The following is a 19,317-nucleotide window of genomic DNA, read 5'->3' on the forward strand; positions in this document are numbered from 1 at the left end:
GGGTTAACCATTACAACCACGAGCGGTATCACGAATCACTGGAAAACGTGACACCAGCTGACGTGTACCAGGGTAGGAGAAACGACATTCTGGAGCAGCGTGCGATTATCAAATCCCGCACGCTGAACCAGCGAAAATTACACAACCTGCGATTTGCAGGCTAGACTGGAGAAGCAACTGGCAGAAAAGTGTCTCTTAAAAATCGGGCCCATTGGTCCCAAGTTGGCTGACGACGTACAATATCTTCCTGTCGCTGTGAAAAAAGTGGACATTCAAAACGGGTGAGCATTACAAAATGGCTCGCAATCGGACTGTCAGTACCCAGGAAGGTCAGGTGGATTATTGGGGTTTCCATTTACCACATGAACATCATTAGCGGCTCGTTCACCCTCATGTAGCGCACCGACCACTGTCGCTGAATGGGTGATATTTGAAGCCTCCCCAGCAAGGAACACTCTATTTTCTGCGATAGGTGCCTGCAGATCTCTGCGTTTGTTGTCAGCTCTGGACTTAAAAGTATCGACCTTGGGGTATGAATATACGCCCAATGTATAAGGGTCTGCGCCCCAATTTTGTACAAAACCCTCCAGATAGGTTTCCGTAGCCTGACCCGGAGCTTGGGGGAACGTATTATCAAGGTCTTTTAAAATGGCATTCGTAATTGCAGCATCACCGGCAACACCGCCACCGGCGGCAACTGCAATATTATTAAGTGCCACACTATTTTCCCCCATGGGATAGCACATCAAAATATGTGAAGTCGCATTTAACTTGTAATTGCTGGGCGGCCAACAGGCGCCAGCGACTCCCTCGGTCACCAACCAGGCCATCTTGCCACTTTCTGTTTCCCACCAGGGGGCGCTGAAACGCATAGGCACTTTCATGCCTTTATCGATACCAATGGCGTTGTAAGCCGCAACTGTTGAACTAGGCAAGTCAGGAATAAAGTCAATCATCTCAGCCTGTAAGACGCCAAGCGATACCGTCACTATCACCTGTCTCGCAGCATGCATATCGCCCGCAGCGTCTACGACAATCACATCATCACCGCGAGTGTCGATACTCACTACAGGGTTGTTAAGTAGCAAATCATTATTAGCGACTACGTCATTCCACCAGATATTTTCCAACACGTCTGCGTAGCCAAGCTCTTTATCCGCAAGCACTCTGATTTGCTCGGAAAGGTCCCACTCGTTGCTTTGTAGGGCAAGACTCCTCGCCCCCAGTTTATCCAAGTTGGTGGCATATGAGCCGCCAGCAAAGCCTGCATCATAAAGGTGGTAGGCGCGATGGCCGAAGCCGACGCCGTATTTGTGAAGCACATCTTCAGCGAGAGATGAAGCTGAATCCTGATGCTGCCCGGGTTTCCAGTACCACTGCCAGAATGCACCTACAGCGGTAACATCCGAATCTACGGAGCAGGGATGTAGCGCAGTGCTTGATGTCCAGCAAGTGCTTCTGCCATCGTCCATTGAGTAAACGTCAAGACCCTGGTACGCCAGCGCATAAATAGAGTCGCCATATTTTTGCCTCACTGCTGGCCATACCGGATTTTCTCCCGCTGCCATGTAATGCTCTTCGGCTCCAAGATCGACGCGCACATCGCCCAGCGTGCGACTCTTTACGCGACCACCGATGCGTTGGGCCGCCTCGATGATCAACACATCATATCCAAATTCGTGAAGAGTCTTTGCAGCATACAACCCTGCACTGCCTGCACCGACAATCACTACGTCGTGAGTCGTATTTTTTATGGGGCTGAAAACAGCGGTGAGTGCTGGAATGGGAATATCGCTATGCTTTTCGTCCCAGGACGCAACTGCTGAGGCATTCACATCAATGCGACAATTTTCATCGACAGAGAGAGGGCCACACCATCCGTCCCAGTGGCTAAAACGCCAACCTGTATTTGGCACTCCAGCATAATTTACAAAATAGTCACCTCGTACATCATTTTCGCATGCGGTAACGTCCGCGCTAAAGACTTCCAAGGTGCAGCCGAAACCCCCAGCATTAAGATCGACAATATCTCCTTCGCCCACAATCAGCAGAGGATGTTTACACGCCTGCAGGAATATCAGCAGCGTCAGAAAAGTTGAAATTCGCCACATAAAAAACACTTCACTCTTAATACCCTAAAATCTCACATCAGCCAGAATACTGCCGTCAAATGCGTTCCCTTTACTACTCCGCTAGTTCATCGCGCCAACCTTGAAACGCGGCATCATAAAAATTTTCATCGGTGGTCAAATCAATACACTGCACTACTGAGACTGCGGTTTCTATCACCTCTTGATCATTTAAGGCTTGAAGACCAACAACCCGTTGCATGGCGTCCTGACGTGTGAAAGTTTGCAAAGAAACCAGACCACGCGCACCTGATTCAGTAACAACCTGACACTCAAATTGTTTGTCTGGCCACTCTCGCTCGGCGAAGGCCCAATGAGCAGAAAGGCAATAGAACGTGATAACAGCGACATTTTTCAGCTTAGGCATGGTTGAAACCTCGAGTAATTAGCTTACCAACAGGCATTAGAATCAGTCCCAGTAGCGGTTTTAGCGCCAGTTGAATCCAATATGAAGGTCGCACAGCGGCTGTCTTTGGACTGCAGTCCGCCGTTAACCGGTGTAGCGGTTAGCACATAACAACGCTGAATGGTTCCGGCAGCGCAAATACCAGCATCGACCGTATAAAATCCATCCGCGGACGCCATAGGATCCGAAGCGAATCCGAGTTCGGTCATGTTCTGCGTATAGGTGCTGCGGTCTAACATGAACTGCTCCTGGCGATTTGCAACATCCATCAGGGCAGACATAGCGTCACTCCGGCGCCCCTTTTGCAAACTGTTTTGATAGCTTGGCAGTGCCACTGCCAGCAGTACGGCCACAATCACAACAACAAACATAATTTCGATCAAGGTAAAACCTGCAGCGAAACGGGCCCCCGCGCCCTGCGATGGTCCGCAGGGTTTACAACGTGATTGATTCACTAATAGGCCTCCTGGAACCAGTAGTTCCCGTAAGGCCGACGAAGCGACTCAAAGACATCACAGACACCGCCACTGCAATCAACATCACGGGGGTTATCCAAACTTGCTGCGGGCGTGCCCGGTGGCAGAAGCGCTCGAATTTTTCCGTCCTCTCCAAAGTGCACAGACAAGGTGTCTGGTATGATGCCGCCGAGATTTATAATGCCACGATCGCCATCGTACATGTCGATCACATAAAGCAAACCAGTACCGGCTTGCGGCTCGCAGACATTGATATCATCGAGTAAGCTCGACGGGGTGAAGGTCGTTGCGTAAATTCGACCATTAAGTGTGAGCGTCTTCGCGAGACTCTTTTCGCCCCCGTTGGCCAGATCCATGCGCCAGCCGTGAGACGTCTTCAGCGCCTCTTGTGCATTGGTTTTTTCAGTTTCTGTACCGTTGGACAGCAGATTTTCAGTGATGTCGTGAAGGTCACTTTCATAGAGCGGCAGATCGCATCGGAAATCAAGAACGTCCGGATCTGAACATTCCGATGTAGTTGGCGCCTCGGTGTTGTAAGGCACTGTTTTCTGATCCCGAATCATATACAAACTGTTATCGACATCCGTTGCATTAGGATTCGTGCGATCGCCACTTCCTATCACCACGGCGTCTGATGCCTGACCATTAAAGCGAATGCGAACAACGTCCGGCGCATTAAAGAAGCGACGGTCGGTTGGGTTCAGCCCTCCATTGAAATCTCCCAGCTTGGTAATGAACCAACTATCCTGGCTTGAAGAGGGAAGCGCATTGCCGGGTAAATCTATACGCCAAACGTTGCCGCCCGTATCGCCGAAGTAAATGCGATCGGTTAACTCATCGGCATTACTGTCCAGAACAGTGACGTCGCCAGGAACAGCATGTAACAAGCCAGGAGCAGACATATTCTTAGCGTCATTAGCTGCCGGTGTCAGGCTCCAGACCAATGCGCCGGTCTGCGCATCCACAATGAATATACCGCGCCCCTGGCTGTCGATCGTGCCTACCCCTGAGCCATCTTTGTTTGTATCGTAGCCAGCACCGAATATCAGTACGGGTTTCGGTATACCCTCATCGTCTTTATAGCCAGGAATTCGGGTGACCACTGGTTCTGACCAGGTTTGGCCGAGCTCGCTGAACCCGCTGACGTCTTGCCCTATGCGCCACATAAATGAGGGCGTGTTTGGGCTGGTGATATCCAACGCGTAATAGGAATTACCGCCACGGCGCATGCCAAAGAAAGCCCACACTTTATCGCCGTCTGCAGACTTGATCGTCCCGTCGGCATTAGCGTCCAAGGTATAGGCGACGGGGGTGAGGTCCATGCCATAAACATGCTCACTGGACATGGCGTCTCTTCGCCGAAGCGGCAATATCGAAGCCAGTTCCTTTGGGAAAAAGCCCCAGGCTTCCTGGCCATCGGAGCTCTTAAACATATGTACAAAACCAGAATTGCTTCCCACCAACAGCCGCATGTCAGGATTTTCTGCGGTATAGCCACCGCCAGTAGCACCATAGTTAACCACCAGAGGCTGGCTGTGCAATATGTCGCCTAAAACCCAGCTGCGAGAATTACCGGTATTGTCGGTGTTGGCGTCTCCTTCAGTGTTATAAGCGTCATAGCCCTGAGCCCATGCGACCTGCTTAACAAAGGCTGCTTGATTGGAGGCGCCAAAAAGACTGTAAAGAGCTCCATCACTGCCAGTGCCCATTGCTGCAGCGTCGATATTGGTAGTGTTCATCACCTCCAGGGCACCGCTTTCACCCGTATTAATATAAAGCGAGCGACTGTTGGGATCGCGCGCGGCCAATAACGCTCCAACGCCTCCTTCTCCTACCGAACCGCCATCCTGGGAAGAACCCCAAAATGTAACTGCCGTTGGCTTAATGTCGCCCGTATCGGCATCAATCGCTGCATTGCCATTAGCGTCAACTAATGAAGCCGTGCCGTTAACCACTTCGAGCCTCAACTTCTTGATGTTACCCGCCCAGTCGATGCTCTCGCGGGGCTTGAACATCGCATAAAACACTTCATCGCGACTCTGGGTTCGAGTAAAAGTGTCAACCGCGACTGCTGGTGATGTAAAGGTAGTATCCCGGGAGAGAATGCTGACTATAGCGCCTTGAAAGGCTTCGGTGAGCTCAGCTGCACTGTCTGCGGTGTAGTACTCACCTTTGCCTTTTTCAGCGGTATCTTGAAGCAACTGCTGATCAGTAGCGAAACCGATAGTATAGGTAATACCAAACTGGCTGCCATTGGTCGTGTCTCCGTCCAAATCGTTGGTGGCCATATATTCGGCGAGCTGAGGCATGCAATTTTTGCTGCTACCTTCTTCACTATCATACATATCACAGCCCTTTTGAGTCAGGGTCTCTATCGCATCATTGGCCCCCCCGTCTCGACCAGGTAGACCGTCGGTCATTATGATGATGTATGTGTAAGCACAGTCCGTATTCGGTGAGACATAGTTTCCGCCGCTCATGGCCGCAGAGTCACTCGCTGCTATATCGTAACGCCAACCCCTGGAGAGACCGCCACTAGCAGAGCCTGAGTACACTGGACTCTCGCCGGCCAGGTATCGGTATGCTTCGTAGGTGGATTCACATAACGGCGTCCAGCCAGCAGGCTCCAAGGCATCTACAAGATTAATAAGGTTGGTGCGGTTGGTTGCTGTCATGTTCTGGATAATTCGCTGGGTGACGCGTCCCCCCTCTCTATAGTTGAATTCCAATAGTCCGAAATCAACACTGGTATTAGTATCAATTATCGTGGTGATAACGTCTGCCGCGATGTCGATTTTAGGCCGCGGGGTTACCAGGGAATCATCGTGCCACCAGTTCATATAATGCGATGTATAAAAGGTGTAAGCCGTGTTACCCCAACTGATATCGCCATCGACAGACCCTCCATATTCGTTGCCGTCCATTGCATTACTTTGTGGATAGCCATCACCCTCACCACTGCCGTTGCCTGCATTTAAGCTGTTTACATCATCAAGGCACTCCACATGGTCGGGCGTATGCACGGTATTTGAGAGTGCCGCCCAGTTTCCAGGCACCGGGGTGTCAGGCTCACAAATTTCCACGCGGGGGCCAGAAAACTGCCACTCTGTTGTGACCGTTGTAACCGGTTCTTCTAAAAGTTCAAAACAAGCATCGTAACGGTCATTATTGCCTGAGCCTGCTGGGTTAACGATGAGACGGTTCATGCCAGAAGGACAGTTGTTTCCGCTATCGTTTTGGCGATACACCCAACCTGATATGGGATCGAGGGTAGTGACCGTGTCGTAGCAGCCTTTTTCATTGCTCGGTTTGATCCTCACCCAAGTCAATGAGTTTGAAGAGCTTTGGTTGCAGTTTGCCCTGTTAGTCGATTCCACGAACACCAGCTTGGGCGCAGGTGTTTCATTAGTGACCTGCTGATAACAACCAGCGTTGTTAGGCCCGGGCGGATTTTGGTAGGTCTCTCCCGCAGGACAAGCGGTGGTGCATTGCCCCTGCTGAATAGTCGAGTTCACCCAGCGCCGTGCCCGCTCTGGTGTGAATCGACCAGCGTCGCTGAGGCTGCTAAAAGAAGAAGCACAGCGATTTTTACTCGCTGAAAAATAGTCGTTGCTGCCAGTACCAGGCACACTGCCGTTCGTCGACCAGTAAATACGATCGGCGGAGACGCTGGTATCATAAGTCGCGTTAGGATCGTAAGGCGGGCGCTGCTGATCGATTTCATTGCGCATACTTCCCGAGTCATCGAACACGATAAGTACCTTGGGCCTGGCGCCTGTTGAGGCACTGTAATCTGCTTGGTATATCTCGGTGTCGTCTGCCAACACAAAGCCCGTAAACACTGCAAGCAACGCCAGCAGCCCCGGGGCTTTAAAGACACATAAAATCCTTTTCACCATTGTACTATCCTCCACAACCTGCCTTCCGTTACAGGCGTTCACTCAAATTTCAGTACCAATTTAGCCACTGCTACCAATGACGGTCTTGACGACACCCAGTTCGACTCTTGTACGGGCTTTACCCGGAAGGTCGTGTTCTGACTTGATTCGATAAAAGTCACAGTTCAGCAGGCCAACGCTAGTGCCACCGCCAGAGGTCGGCGGCCTTGGACATGTTCGTTCGATCGATATCAGAAATACATCTACGTCGACTGGCACATCATTGGGGTCAGTGGCCATATCGCGCAATGGGTGCTGGGTTACCGACGCAAAAGGCGCTTCCACAACGGCCTGTCGCATAAAAGGATCTTGCGCCGAGCCCGATTGTCCCAGGGCGGCGTAAATACCAGCCTCCGCAGCTGAGAACGATTGATAAGCATCCTGCATATTGGCCGACATGCGTAAGCCTAGCGCACTGCTGTTGGCCGCCGTCACGCTGATAAGAGTGACGACCAGCAAAAAAAGCAGAGAAGTTATCAAAGCGATCCCCTGCTCACGCGCGCTCAAGAATTTTTTCCTCGCCATCAGGCACCTCCTCTCAACACCAGCCGGGGGTTCCGGAGGGTGATTTCTGTTTGCATCAATAACCTGCGAATATCGTCTGCGGGCGCTAACGTGATATCGCCCAACCGATAGGTTTTCTCGTTGATATAGCCGGGGTCGGTCTCCTGGCTACGAAGCAAAATAAAAGCCTGCATCGAGATCACTCTATCCCATGCATTGGCTGCATCGACCGCAGCCAAACTGTTGATGCTGTCAACATCACCATCGTTATTGCTGTCAAAGCCAAACAGGAAGCGCATGTTCTCAACTCCCTGCACCAGGTTCTCACTTTCTATCGCCATTGCAGTGCCATTCCAACCCAATACTTTCCGACTGAGGACTGGGCCCGCGACACTGTTACGAATATAAAAGATCTGAATTCTGTAAGGCCAAGCGACGCCAAGCGCTAGTTCACTTCCCTCATACACGTCAGGCTTCGCATCCGCGCCATCGACAATCAAACCGGCTTCACTGTTGGCGACAACATAGACGGACTCTGCGTCCCATCCCCCCGCCGGAAATGAAATGACGCCATCGCGCAGAGCGTTTGGATCATCCGGATTGGCGTCGTACAGAGGCTTGGCCCTGACGTTTTTTAATACCAAAACATCGGTGTTGGGCATGGCATCGTCAATACAACCCAATACATCGGCACTCGTTGCCCGCACGGCGAAGAATGTGGCGGAAGTGTTGTAGGCGCTCGCGGGATCATCACAATCGCCTGACACAGCCCCGAGAGAAGCATCCTTGCGAATGTCTGCCGGTGCGGCACTGCCGAAAAAAGCAGCATGTCTGGCAGCATAATTTAAAATCTGCAGCGCGAAACGACCATTTTCAGAGACCGAGGCGAACTGCTCCGACTCGATGAGGGAGTTCTTGGAAGCGAGGTAGACTGAAGTTGCGCCGCTGATAATGATAAGGCCAAGCACCATGGCAATCATGAATTCTATTAATGAGAAACCACGATTAGTTTTACTGACTAATGGCATTGACAGCGTCACGCTCATATCTCAGCCTCATCAACTAGATAGCTGTCGATAACAACTTGCCTGCGCGTCGGATCAGAATTAGCCGACGCGCCGCCGCAAACTGACCCACCAATACCAACCGCATCGCTTGTTTCACGCATTCCTTGCCATTGCAAGATGACACTCACAATGCCGGTATTAGCTTTACCTGTATCAGCAGTAAAAGTGACGCAGCCGCGAAGACCGCTCATTGATGTGGCGCTTACCGTGTTTCCACCACTGGTAACGGTGACTGCTGAACCATCTAGTAACTGCTCCCAGACCCAACGGTCGTGAGCAGCCAATTGCAACGGCGTACAACTAGCAGAACTGCAACTGGGATCGGGCTCCTCGCTAATTGTGCTATTACCAAGGGGAAGGTTGAATCCCGAAGTGCCGGTGCGGTAAGTGGCGATGCCAGCTGGATTACGGCGAATACGTTCAAGCATATGATCTGCCATGGAGATTGCGCGAGTGCGCTGCATAGCTTCATGCTGAGACGCTTTCGCCATCGCCAGTAGGCTGACCACGCCAATTATCCCGATTGCTAAAATGAGACCAGTAATTAACGCCTCAATTAGGGTGACACCGCGAAGTCTCAGCGGCGGCGCTCTTCTGATAATGTTAACAGCCAATGTTGACGCCGCCGTCATCGTTAACTATGTCGTCACCATCGGTATCCAGAGCGCCACGCACCGACCCAACTGGATTTAAAATCAGCGCTCGTGCCTTGTTGGCACCACGCCTGTCACACAACGTAAAAGTGCCTTGTGAACTCAGGGCATAGCCTCGCGGATCGAACCGAACCACGTTACTGGCATTATCAAAAGCGAGCATGGCATCAACACCGAGTACGTATTGGATGATTTCCTCGTCTGGGTCATTAGGGTCGGGGGCCAAGTCGTCGTTAGTGTCGACAAAGCTCATATACCCAGAAAACCAGTTGGGGAGCGTTGTATCGCAAGTAACTCCATTGTTCGTCGGGCAGACCACCACCGGAGCGCGCCTGGTCATGGCCTCAGAACGGGCATTACTGAGTGCGGCACGCAAAGAATAAGATTCGCCGAGCGATCGATTATTGAGAATCAGGCTCTGATACCCCGGCACAGCGACCGTTAACATAACAATCAGCACTGCGATCACGGCCATCAGTTCTATCAAAGTAAAGCCCTGCTGCTGTCTTACCTTGGGCGAAAAATGCCCATGCTCTGTGTCATAAGGTACGTTGCCAGAGGTGCGAAGGCTGCTCCAGCTCTGGTTGACGTAGTCGCCACCAGGAGGTCTGGTCAACATTAGGTTGTTAGCATTTGTCTCCATATAAACCCACCTTTAACTCTTCTCGATCCACGTCTGGGCTTTAGCTGCTTCGACGGTGCAACTGTTATTGACGCACTGTTGAAACAGTCGTTTCAATTTTCCGTACAATAACACTAAAAACAACAAATAGTTGCGAACCGGTTCTCAAAATTGGGAAAAAATCGCAAACTTTCGTCAATAAATGCGCTGTCGCCTATCGCTGGAAGCCCTGCAGTGCCTGCGTATTAGTCGTCTGCGCGGAAGGGAAAGTGAATATCTTGCCCCTTGAGGGGAATGTAGGCCGAAAATGCCCGTGTGCGCCCACGAAGACTTCTACGTATCAGTAGAAAGGGGTTTTGCAGAATTTTAGAGGCAGTTGCCAGTGAATGTGGGATTAAAGCGCCCGCGGACGCAGGGAAATTAGCTGCGCTTAGGCATTACCCTTCCAAGATGAAACCGCATGGACTCCGGGAACAGGCTCATTCCTGCTTCCAGGTTGCTGAAGTGCGAGATCTGACTCACATTTCTCCCAAATCTTTTTCACCTGCTCCAGCCATTTTGAAACGATGTATTGAACGAACGCCGCCTTATTGGGGAAGAATCTCTACAACGAAGATATATCCACGCCAGCGCGATTCGCTATGGAATTGGTGTTCAGCGCAAGTACGCCCGATTCTTGAGCGATGGCAACGGCAGCGCCACAAATTTTATCCACCAAATCGCGTGAACGGGCCTGCTTAGGCTGTTGCCAATACTTGGAATTAGACCTGAACGTTGCGGCTAAGCTTATTGCCCAAAAGACTCCTTAAGCCGCATTTTTTTTCGCTAAAATAGCATTGCGAATTGGCGTCAGTCAGCGTCACTCGCGATGACGTCAATGCCCGCCAGATTTTCGGCGTAGCGCTTTTTACGCTCTACATCCATGCTGCGTAGAATTTGTATGCGCTGGGCTTGCGGTGAACCAGCCCCGTGCAATGACTCAGTCAGGTAACCCACAGCATTCCTGCCCAGGGTCATGTTCTCGATAAGGCGGAGCATGCGCATACGCTTTTCTACCGGTATGTCCGACCTGCCCTTCAGGTACTTTGCCAGTATTGGGCCAGCTTCTTCATGTTCAAAGTCCTGTTGCGATGGCAGCGTTACCATGAGGCCTCCGGCAAGATCCTGCGCAAATCGTGCAATCTCATAGGGAAAGCGCGTTACGTTGTGCTTACAGACGTTAGACAGCAGTTCATCGTTCATAAAGATGCCGGAATCTAACTGACTGGCCTGATACGAAGAGGCGATGCCTGAAGAAAATATGGTTTCGTTAAGGTGCGTCATTTCGACCAGCTTATCCTTGATATGACTAGCCTTGTCCGCACCGTTGTACTCAGCAATTGCAGCAGCGGCGCCGACCATGACGTCACCAAGTCCTGTTTTACAGACGTAGCTCGCACGGTGGTAGGCGGTGAAGCGTGAGACCATGGTCTGGGCAAACTCGTACTCTCCGTCCATAAGCACATGTTCCCATGGGATAAAGACGTCGTCGAAAACGACCAACACTTCCTGGCCGCCATACTCGGCGTTGCCCGCATCGATATCGCCCTCTTCCAAAGCCCTTGTGTCACAAGATTGACGACCGTATATATAACTTATGCCCTTCGCGTCTGCGGGCAACAGGCCTACCACCGCGTAATCGCGGTCTTCCTCTAACATGTTCATGGTCGGCATCACGCAGATCCAGTGCGAGTTAAGACCACCTGTCATGTGCGCTTTGGCACCCTTGACGTACAGCCCAGCATCGGTGCGTTTGGTGACATGCATAAACAGGTCGGGGTCGTCTTGTTCATGGGGACGCTTGCCACGATCGCCCTTAGGGTCAGTCATCCCCGCTCCAAGGATGATGTTATTGCGCTGGGCATGCACCATGAAATCCAGATATCGTTGATGATATTCTGTGCCGTGCTTCTGATCGATGTCATAGGTAATCGAGTGCAGCACGCTGATAGTGTCCAGTCCGGCACAGCGCTGAAAACAGGTCCCGGTCAGCTGCCCCATTCTGCGTTGCATACGGTTCTTGAGTACCAGGTCCTCCGGCGACTCAACCAGATGCAAAAATCGATTCACCGGAGAATCGATCAATGGCGACCATGCCGTCGCCAAATCCGGGTCGTCGATAGCCAGATCATAGGTAGCCCTGAGCGCGTTTATAGAAGGGCGTATAATTGGATGGTCGACCGGTTCATCAATTTGCTCACCCATCAAATAGACGGTGAGGCCTCTACCACGCAGGCTCTCGATATATTCTTCGCCGGTATTTATCGGTGTAAATCTGTCCCAGCGTTGCTGGCCTGTTTCTTCTTTTGAGATTGGTGTGATGGCGTTCAACTGTATGGCCTCTTCATTCATCAACGTTGCAGGGCAGTGTATACCATGCGGCCACAGTAATTCGAACAAACGCTTTAGAATGAAAATAAGATTGTCGGCAAGCTAGCAAGGATAGTGTAAAAAACTGACTTTTAATAAGGTTTTTGTACAATCGACAATTCGCGCTATTAGTTGAACGCAACCCACTATGTGCGCTTGTCGATTACACCCGCTTCCGATAAACCTAGCTCACTGCGTCGATCGCGATCTGCATCGTAGCCAGCTTCTCCTGATTAAAAATCTCGTACTTTAGGTGCGACAAAAAAAGTAGTCATCATTTTTTTCTCCCTGTGAAAATAAAGCGTTTTTCAACGTCTTTAATCACTAGTTAAGGGAAATGTAATTGTAAACTGTGCACCGTTTGCAGTATTTCCAGCGGCAATAGTTCCGCGCATATCTCGGACAATTCCATAGGCAACAGACAAACCTAGGCCCGTACCTTGATTGATGTCCTTGGTCGTATAAAAAGGCTCAAAAATTCGCGGCAGAACATCCTCCGGAATGCCTCCGCCAGTATCAGTAGAAGTAATGTGCACACCCTCAGCGTCTTCAAATACACGCAATGCGATTTTCCTTTCTCCGGAGTTTTGGTCAATGGCATCACGAGCGTTAGTTAATAGATTCAACATAACCTGTTCCATCAAGATCATATGGCCTAAGACCAACGAGCATTCTTCCGGAAGATCACTCGTGACTTCGATATTATTTAAACGCATTTGTTCCCCCATCAAATCTAGGGAATTCGTAATCACCATTTTAGGGTCGATGTACTCCAATTCTTCTTTGGCCTCGCGACCGAATATTCGCATATGATCGATAATGGCAGACGCTCTTTCTGCCTGACCATCAATGCGACTAAGTTTTTCACTGACGATTTCGAGGTCCGGGTTACCACTGGCTATTCTGTGAGAGGCATTTGCCACTGCCAGGCGGATAACCTGTAGTGGTTGATTTAACTCATGCGCGACCGAGGTCGCCATTTCGCCCAGCGTTGCCAATTTTGATGATTGTATAATTTGAGCCGATGCTTCTTCACGTTCCTGCTCATGCTGGCTCAATGTATTGAGCATCTCGTTGATACCTATAAAAAGTTCACTGAACTCTGGATCGTTAGGCACTGCAAGCTGCCGGTCATACTTTGCTTGGCGGGACACATATTTGATAACGCCCATCAAATTATTAATTGGAGCGCTTAGTCGCCTCTGTACAAACCAATTCAGCAAAAGTGCCAATGAAAGGCTTCCGATAATTACGGCGACCAGTGCCAGATAAAAATCCGTTCTTTTCGTTTGCCCGGCATAGTAGGTGTCTGCCGACAGGGTCACAAACCCAAGATGCTCATTATCAAAGATTATCGGACTGCGAAGGTAAATTATAGTTTCAGCATACTCAATCTCTTCATTGCTACTATCAAAACCACTAGAGTCAACCTCGTTTAACCGCGAATATTCAGAGAATAAATTGCTGTCTGCATCGTAGATCCTCGCGTAGCGAACATCCTTATCCTGCTCTAGCGTTGACAATATACTGTGTGCAGTATTGACGTCATCAAACAAAATAGCTGACGCCACGGTTGAGGAAAGAAAAGACAGTCGCTCTTTCAGCAAAATTTCCTGCGATTCCTTAATATGAGAATAGCTGGATGAAAGGAGTTCGGTAGAAACGAAAATTAGCGGTATAGAGTTAATGACAACAAGGGCTAGAAGTTGCCTATAGAAAAAACTGATTCGAATTTTTTTCATCGAAAAAATCATTTTATTTTTGCCAGCTTCAGTAGCTCCGAGCTTACGGTAATGTTTTTCTTTTTAAATTTATCAAGATCAATTTCAAACCTTAATTTTTTGTCAAGAATATAGAACTTGATTTCAGTTTCAGGAAAATAGTTGTCACCAGAGTCCGTAACAATAACAGAATTATTGAGGGTTCTTGGCAACTTATTATCTCTTTTTACGAGATAGATTAACTCGCAATCAACTGCCACATCGAGACTGACTACCTCCAGTAATTGTTGCGCTTCTCCGACCCGCTTATTATTGATTATCTCGCCCAGGAATTCGCGGAATACTGCAGGCGCATCAACGCAAATACTAATTTTCTCTGACTTTGACTCAAAACTGGAATCAGGCCAGCTGATATATTTGGTGAAGTTAAACAAATAAACGGCTTTTAGTTGATCGCCTCTTTCCAATGAGCTATCGGATCTCACTGTGCAATTGGCCATGAGCAAGACCACACTTCCAAAACTGACAATCAGTCGCCTGATCTTTTTCATTTTTATATTTTTCGGTTAACGTTAGCTACCTATTTATAGCTTTTTCGTCAACGAAAATGCACCTGTCCAGTTTTCTTTAGGTTGTGGCCCGTTGAGGTACTGATACACGGGTTTATTTATGTCGAGCTTAAGGTAAAAGTCGTTCGTAGCTTCCCACAATAAACCGATATTCAAATTTACTTTTTTACCGCCATAAAGGTCTGGGTTGGTTATTGAAGCGGGATATGGGAAAGGTGAGTCAATTAGTAGCGCATCGTCTTGACCGTGGATTGAATCGCTGTACACAAGGCTCAATCCACCAAAAACGTCTACTCTTTGAGATATTGCAGTAGAGTATTGACTGGTCAATTTGTAATTGTTACCAAGTCTATAGCCTCGATCATTAGTCCCTGTTCGAATATTGGCTGAGGCACCCAGTGTAATCTGATGTTTCCCGCTCAATTTATACATGACGTCGAGTGGAAAATCATAGGTGCCCGAGCCAAGTTGCATCGTATACGGGAGTTCTTGATCTCCCGGTGCGCGAGGCGTATCACCCTCTTCATCAATCGACCCGGTCGGCAGTCTCAAACCAAACCCGATTGCCCATGTTTCCGCGCTACCAGTATTCCATCGATAGGTCGCTTGCGTCGTGATGTCTCCCAAGCCGTCTGTCTCGATAACAAAAGTTTCGTAATTTCCGACGATACTGATGTGATCTGTTTCTTGCCGGATATAGGGAACTAACAGACTAACTTGCCATTGAGGGCTGATCTCATAGGCCAAGGATACAGTATGAACCTCCTGGGTAATTACTGTGGGTACCACAGGGAAATTGTCGGACGTCCTTGGTTCATTTCCCGGTTCCCACAAGACTTCGTCATTGCTTAACGATGAATCTCCATCAAGATAACCCTTGTACTCGGCAAATTTATACGCGTAGCCCAATGTCCATGGCGAAGTCGAAGCCGAAGGACTACTATCGATGAAAAACAGCTCATCGAAGCTCATTTCAGCAAGCTCGGATGGCGTGCTTTGCGCAAAACATTGGCTGCAGAACAAAAACGATGCGATATATTTAAAGTATTTCATAAACGAAGCTCCTGTATAGGAATGCATGAACCGTTACTGTAGTTATCACCCTGAGCACTATTAGGCTATCGTTAGAAGCGACCTGACTCATGTAATAGCATCGAGAAAGGCCACAATTTTGCCATCTCTCACTCCGCTGCGTGCCGTTGAAAAACGTTTACCACGGCAAACCAGCGAATTGAATTTCCCAATTGGTGACCAGCAGAGGAGAGTCTAGAGGACTAACGTGGAAACAATTACACAGATTCTTTTAAATTTAATTCGTGTTTAGCGGCTCTATTATCAGCATCTTGGGTTAGTCACGTTTCTTGAGTGCAAGTAAGGCTTCGCGGCCAGCAGACCTCCGCGTAAATTGCGTATTGCATCGCAAATTGCAACTTTACTCCTCAATTGGCCATCAAATACGCGCATGAGCCAGATTTAATCCGGCCTTACTAATCACCAGTCTCGCGATACCCTTGCGCTGGCAACCCTTTGCGGATGTGATGTCCGGTGATTGTAAGTCGATTTCTTGCCCATAAGCTCTTTAGCACGCCTAGGCTTTAACCTAAAAAACCCTAGTGATAGTGATAACTGGGGCCTAACGCATCGTTTTTTTACTATTTTCAAAACTTGGCCTAAGCTGTATTGTTATGACATTGAAGCCAGTCTCAGGGTTGGGTTGGTGAAGCGCACGACATTGGTGAGAGAACATCGCTAAGGTCGTTAGGGAGAAGCAATTGCCCCCTTTAGGCAGGCGCGACAAGATATTCATCGCCACAGCAGCGCTGCTGAGCGCGTGCTTGTGGCTGCTTAGTGCCCGTGCACCCGTCCTTACTAAATCGACACCGGTCGCGACCAGACTGCCAACAGACGCATCCCCCCCAAAAACGACCGCAGCACCATTGGGCTCCTTCCCTATTGTTTCATCAGCGCAAAGTGAAGCTGTTGAACAGACAGAGCAAAGCGGTCGCGACACACTACAACTCTTTAAAGACCTCAATCGTTACGGTGATGGCACCCAGGCCATCACGGAGAAAAACCTAGATTTGGTTGACCCTGGCGCCCGCCACGAACGCAGACGACCATTGTCACGCAACCCTCTTAGCCCAGATGCAGACTGGGATATATTGCTAACCGCTGACCGATTTTTTATTACAGGCGATGACGTTGCAGAGATCAGTCTGGAACTGTGGCGCAACGACCTGCCAGCGGCCGCAAATACGCTCAGCATGCAGGCCGAAATTCGAAGCGCCGATGGCACCGTACTAAAACGACAACTGGCGGTTACTGCAGCAGGCCAAGGCGCTGAGACGAGTTTTCAGCCTGACTTATTCTGGCCTGACTACACGGGCCCAATTAGGGTGAGAGTTGCATTCGGTAACTTTGGCGTTGAAACACGTGAAGCGATATTAGACTTTCATTTCACCGGTTCAAGCAGGGTCCCGGCTAATTTCACTGCCGTGTCCGCTGACTATCTGCACTCGGGCGATCTTGTTTTTGACGTCGGTATCGAAGTAAAACTGGCGGGCACCTACCGTATCAGTGCCAACATACATGATCGATTTGGCCAACCCTTTGGCAGATCGCAGCTGGACACTAATCTGGAACCGGGTTCCAGGGTAGCTAGCTTAGAATTCGATGGTTTGCTTTTTCATGATAGAGAGGTGCAGGGACCGTTTTATTTAACGACACTTCGCGGAGAACGCCTGAACCCAATGTCAATGGCAGGCAGTGACCATCTTGCCTTAATAGAAGGTCAATACATCAGCCAGGATTACGACCTTGACCAGTTCAAAAATACAGTAGTGCGTAGCTTGCGTACCGAACGGATGCTAAAACTCTACAAAGAAGCGCTGGCGCGTGGCGTTGAATTCGCGCCGCCCGAATAACAAGTACATAGCAACTGCCTGAAAGAATTCAGGCATATTTAGGGAGAGCATGGCGATGTTTTTACAACTGAATCGTTTGATGGTTTTAATGCAGGCCTTTGCATTGTTTCTGCTAATGGCGCAATTCGCTTCGGCAGGTTCTATTGGTGGAGGCAATTTTGGCCGATGCGAGATGCTGCAAAGTGAGGCGACTCAAGTCTGCGAAGGTAAGGGTAAAAAACGCAGCTGCGAGGTGATCGATAGCTATTGTGGAAGCAGCGGCAACGATGGGAGCTGCTCGTGCTTGCCCGATTGCGAATCACAGGGTAACTGTTGCGCTGACTATGCGCCCGTTTGCGCACAAGATTTCGGAGACTGCCAGAGCGATTCGGATCAAATTGCTTTTCTGCATCTTGGAGGCATGTGCTCGACGCAATGGGATTACCCCGGAGAGTCCGACAGATTAGCCGATGTGTCGGGGATTAGTGGTAACGCTGCTGCGGTAGAGATCAAGGCCGTGCAGACGGAGAACGCGGGGACGCAGGTTGCCGCTAAGACACTCACGCGATATCTCGACCATTGCTGCACGGATAGTAACAGCTGTGTGATTTATAATTATTCAAACGGGGATAATGTGTTGGGTTACGCACTGGACCGCATGGCTACGCAAGATGAGGTCTGCACTGGTAAAGGCAAACGCAGAGTGTGTGAGCGGTCTCTCAGCTGGAATATTATTGAGGTAAGGACTTCAGCTGGAGCCGGTGGCGGAAGTGAGTTGTCTAACTGGGGTAGCGTTGCTGATTTATTTGCATGCGATTTAGCAAGTGAGTTGTCCCCCAGCAAAGTTCGTAACCTATACAACCACAGCAACACACAGGGCGTACCAATCAGGCATATCGGTGGCTTTTTGGATGAAGTCGGTAGTGACGATGGCACGTTGAACGCAGGTTGGTGGTTATTGCCCTGGCACAGCGACGGCGCCGTGGCTTTTCATTCTGCCGGCGCTAGAAACTCCACAGTAGAGTGGTGTTCAGATTTATGGTTTCCACCGCTTTGGTGTAATCGCGAAGATATATGCGATAGCCGCTACGGCAGCTTATATCAGGGTCATGAAATGGCCTTCTGCGGTAGGGAGTTTCGCAATTCTGATCACTATGATCAGAAAATGGAGTTTATTGAGCAAATGGGGCAGTAGTTACACGTAGCAAGGATAGCGAGAAATTAGCTGCTCAAGACCAGGGAAAACCAGCTCCCGGTCTTGGGCCACCGCCCTACTCACCAGACAAACTAATTCCTCGATGACTCTGCCGGGCACCGACCAGGTGCCCGCTCAGATTGCAGTGCAACTTAGGCCAAACTGTGCAGCAAAAAACCAGCATCTTCCGCCTTATTTCTTCGTCCGCAACAACTTATTTATTTGTCCTGCCAGCGTAAAGTCCAGCTCAGAAATCCCACCTGCGTCGTGCGTCGTCAGATAAATATCCACTCGATTGTATACGTTGGACCATTCAGGGTGATGATCCATAGCCTCAGCCAGCAGCGCTACCTGAGTCATGAACCCAAAGGCCTCAATAAAGTCTTCGAAAATCAAGTGGCGATAAAGCTTAGTTTCATCAAGGGTCCATTCAGGAAGTTGGTCTAGTTGTTGCGTAATCATCGCAGACGATAGCTTTTGTGAGCGCATGGGAAACTCCTGTTGTTCATTCTGCATTGTAGTCCAGCTACAGTCGCTGCAACTAGAAAAATCATTGTTCTGCAGTGCAGATCAGTTCAGTTGGATTACGACAGGACTCCCACAGGGGAGTCGCAGCTCTCGACGTTAGCCAGTTGCCGCTTTACAATTTTTTACTCTTTTTCACGGAAATCTTGGTGAACTCTGATTCTCAATCGGATAACGTCCTCCCAATGTTAATAACGCCT

General features: G+C 49.6%; 15 protein-coding genes. 2 read left to right on the top strand and 13 right to left on the bottom strand.

Annotation, left to right across the window (positions count from 1 at the left end):
* Positions 1-314 precede the first annotated feature (314 nt).
* The 12 genes from EYC87_RS11425 to EYC87_RS11480 form a co-directional block, all read right to left on the bottom strand.
* A complete protein-coding gene (locus tag EYC87_RS11425) occupies positions 315-2,111 on the bottom strand; it encodes a flavin monoamine oxidase family protein (protein ID WP_279252991.1) in 1,797 nt (598 codons plus the stop codon).
* A gap of 73 nt (positions 2,112-2,184) precedes the next feature.
* Positions 2,185-2,496, bottom strand: coding sequence for a hypothetical protein (locus tag EYC87_RS11430; RefSeq protein ID WP_279252992.1), 312 nt, complete (start codon positions 2,494-2,496; stop codon positions 2,185-2,187).
* Positions 2,497-2,519: 23 nt separating this feature from the next.
* Positions 2,520-2,990 (bottom strand): type IV pilin protein, encoded by a 471-nt coding sequence (locus EYC87_RS11435; protein WP_279252993.1) that lies wholly within the window; start codon positions 2,988-2,990, stop codon positions 2,520-2,522.
* Entirely contained in the window at positions 2,990-6,910 is a 3,921-nt protein-coding gene (locus EYC87_RS11440) for a pilus assembly protein (RefSeq protein WP_279252994.1), read from the bottom strand. Before EYC87_RS11440 ends, EYC87_RS11435 begins: the two co-directional genes overlap by 1 nt.
* Positions 6,911-6,970: 60 nt before the next feature.
* The gene (locus EYC87_RS11445) at positions 6,971-7,474 is read right to left on the bottom strand and encodes a pilus assembly PilX family protein (protein ID WP_007228812.1); all 504 of its coding nucleotides are present in this window, start codon (positions 7,472-7,474) and stop codon (positions 6,971-6,973) included.
* Positions 7,474-8,499 carry a PilW family protein gene (locus tag EYC87_RS11450; RefSeq protein WP_279252995.1) on the bottom strand — a complete coding sequence of 342 codons (1,026 nt, stop codon included), beginning with the start codon at positions 8,497-8,499 and terminating at the stop codon, positions 7,474-7,476. The genes EYC87_RS11445 and EYC87_RS11450 overlap by 1 nt, the downstream gene beginning before the upstream one ends.
* Positions 8,496-9,152 (bottom strand): type IV pilus modification protein PilV, encoded by a 657-nt coding sequence (pilV, locus tag EYC87_RS11455; RefSeq protein ID WP_279252996.1) that lies wholly within the window; start codon positions 9,150-9,152, stop codon positions 8,496-8,498. Before pilV ends, EYC87_RS11450 begins: the two co-directional genes overlap by 4 nt.
* The gene (locus EYC87_RS11460) at positions 9,124-9,816 is read right to left on the bottom strand and encodes a GspH/FimT family pseudopilin (RefSeq protein WP_279252997.1); all 693 of its coding nucleotides are present in this window, start codon (positions 9,814-9,816) and stop codon (positions 9,124-9,126) included. Before EYC87_RS11460 ends, pilV begins: the two co-directional genes overlap by 29 nt.
* Before the next feature lie 828 nt (positions 9,817-10,644).
* On the bottom strand, positions 10,645-12,186 hold the full coding sequence (locus tag EYC87_RS11465) for a 4-hydroxyphenylacetate 3-hydroxylase family protein (protein ID WP_279252998.1): 1,542 nt from the start codon (positions 12,184-12,186) through the stop codon (positions 10,645-10,647).
* 335 nt (positions 12,187-12,521) lie between these two features.
* Entirely contained in the window at positions 12,522-13,946 is a 1,425-nt protein-coding gene (locus tag EYC87_RS11470) for an ATP-binding protein (protein WP_279252999.1), read from the bottom strand.
* Between the two features lie 8 nt (positions 13,947-13,954).
* Complete coding sequence (locus EYC87_RS11475; protein ID WP_279253000.1) at positions 13,955-14,476, bottom strand: YfiR family protein; 522 nt, start codon at positions 14,474-14,476, stop codon at positions 13,955-13,957.
* 33 nt (positions 14,477-14,509) lie between these two features.
* Complete coding sequence (locus tag EYC87_RS11480; protein ID WP_279253001.1) at positions 14,510-15,547, bottom strand: transporter; 1,038 nt, start codon at positions 15,545-15,547, stop codon at positions 14,510-14,512.
* 719 nt (positions 15,548-16,266) lie between these two features.
* On the opposite strand from EYC87_RS11480, the gene EYC87_RS11485 reads away from it, so the two are divergent.
* The gene (locus EYC87_RS11485; RefSeq protein ID WP_040541017.1) at positions 16,267-17,418 is read left to right on the top strand and encodes a hypothetical protein; all 1,152 of its coding nucleotides are present in this window, start codon (positions 16,267-16,269) and stop codon (positions 17,416-17,418) included.
* A 55-nt stretch (positions 17,419-17,473) separates the two neighbouring features.
* Positions 17,474-18,592: a hypothetical protein gene (locus EYC87_RS11490; protein WP_279253002.1), complete on the top strand. Its 1,119-nt coding sequence runs from the start codon at positions 17,474-17,476 to the stop codon at positions 18,590-18,592.
* 192 nt (positions 18,593-18,784) lie between these two features.
* On the opposite strand, the gene EYC87_RS11495 is transcribed toward EYC87_RS11490, so the two are convergent.
* Positions 18,785-19,081 (bottom strand): 4a-hydroxytetrahydrobiopterin dehydratase, encoded by a 297-nt coding sequence (locus EYC87_RS11495; RefSeq protein ID WP_279253003.1) that lies wholly within the window; start codon positions 19,079-19,081, stop codon positions 18,785-18,787.
* Positions 19,082-19,317: the final 236 nt, after the last annotated feature.

Origin of the sequence: Candidatus Seongchinamella marina (assembly GCF_026262685.1) — a bacterium.
GTDB classification, from domain to species: Bacteria; Pseudomonadota; Gammaproteobacteria; order Pseudomonadales; family Halieaceae; genus Halioglobus; species Halioglobus marinus.

What these genes read in the sequence shown, in the direction of transcription:
- EYC87_RS11425 (WP_279252991.1), bottom strand. Translation starts at nt 2,111, where the DNA reads ATGTGGCGAATTTCAACTTTTCTGACGCTGCTGATATTCCTGCAGGCG.
- EYC87_RS11430 (WP_279252992.1), bottom strand. Translation starts at nt 2,496, where the DNA reads ATGCCTAAGCTGAAAAATGTCGCTGTTATCACGTTCTATTGCCTTTCT.
- EYC87_RS11440 (WP_279252994.1), bottom strand. Translation starts at nt 6,910, where the DNA reads ATGGTGAAAAGGATTTTATGTGTCTTTAAAGCCCCGGGGCTGCTGGCG.
- EYC87_RS11445 (WP_007228812.1), bottom strand. Translation starts at nt 7,474, where the DNA reads ATGGCGAGGAAAAAATTCTTGAGCGCGCGTGAGCAGGGGATCGCTTTG.
- EYC87_RS11450 (WP_279252995.1), bottom strand. Translation starts at nt 8,499, where the DNA reads ATGAGCGTGACGCTGTCAATGCCATTAGTCAGTAAAACTAATCGTGGT.
- pilV (WP_279252996.1), bottom strand. Translation starts at nt 9,152, where the DNA reads ATGACGGCGGCGTCAACATTGGCTGTTAACATTATCAGAAGAGCGCCG.
- EYC87_RS11460 (WP_279252997.1), bottom strand. Translation starts at nt 9,816, where the DNA reads ATGGAGACAAATGCTAACAACCTAATGTTGACCAGACCTCCTGGTGGC.
- EYC87_RS11465 (WP_279252998.1), bottom strand. Translation starts at nt 12,186, where the DNA reads ATGAATGAAGAGGCCATACAGTTGAACGCCATCACACCAATCTCAAAA.
- EYC87_RS11470 (WP_279252999.1), bottom strand. Translation starts at nt 13,946, where the DNA reads ATGAAAAAAATTCGAATCAGTTTTTTCTATAGGCAACTTCTAGCCCTT.
- EYC87_RS11475 (WP_279253000.1), bottom strand. Translation starts at nt 14,476, where the DNA reads ATGAAAAAGATCAGGCGACTGATTGTCAGTTTTGGAAGTGTGGTCTTG.
- EYC87_RS11480 (WP_279253001.1), bottom strand. Translation starts at nt 15,547, where the DNA reads ATGAAATACTTTAAATATATCGCATCGTTTTTGTTCTGCAGCCAATGT.
- EYC87_RS11490 (WP_279253002.1), top strand. Translation starts at nt 17,474, where the DNA reads ATGTTTTTACAACTGAATCGTTTGATGGTTTTAATGCAGGCCTTTGCA.
- EYC87_RS11495 (WP_279253003.1), bottom strand. Translation starts at nt 19,081, where the DNA reads ATGCGCTCACAAAAGCTATCGTCTGCGATGATTACGCAACAACTAGAC.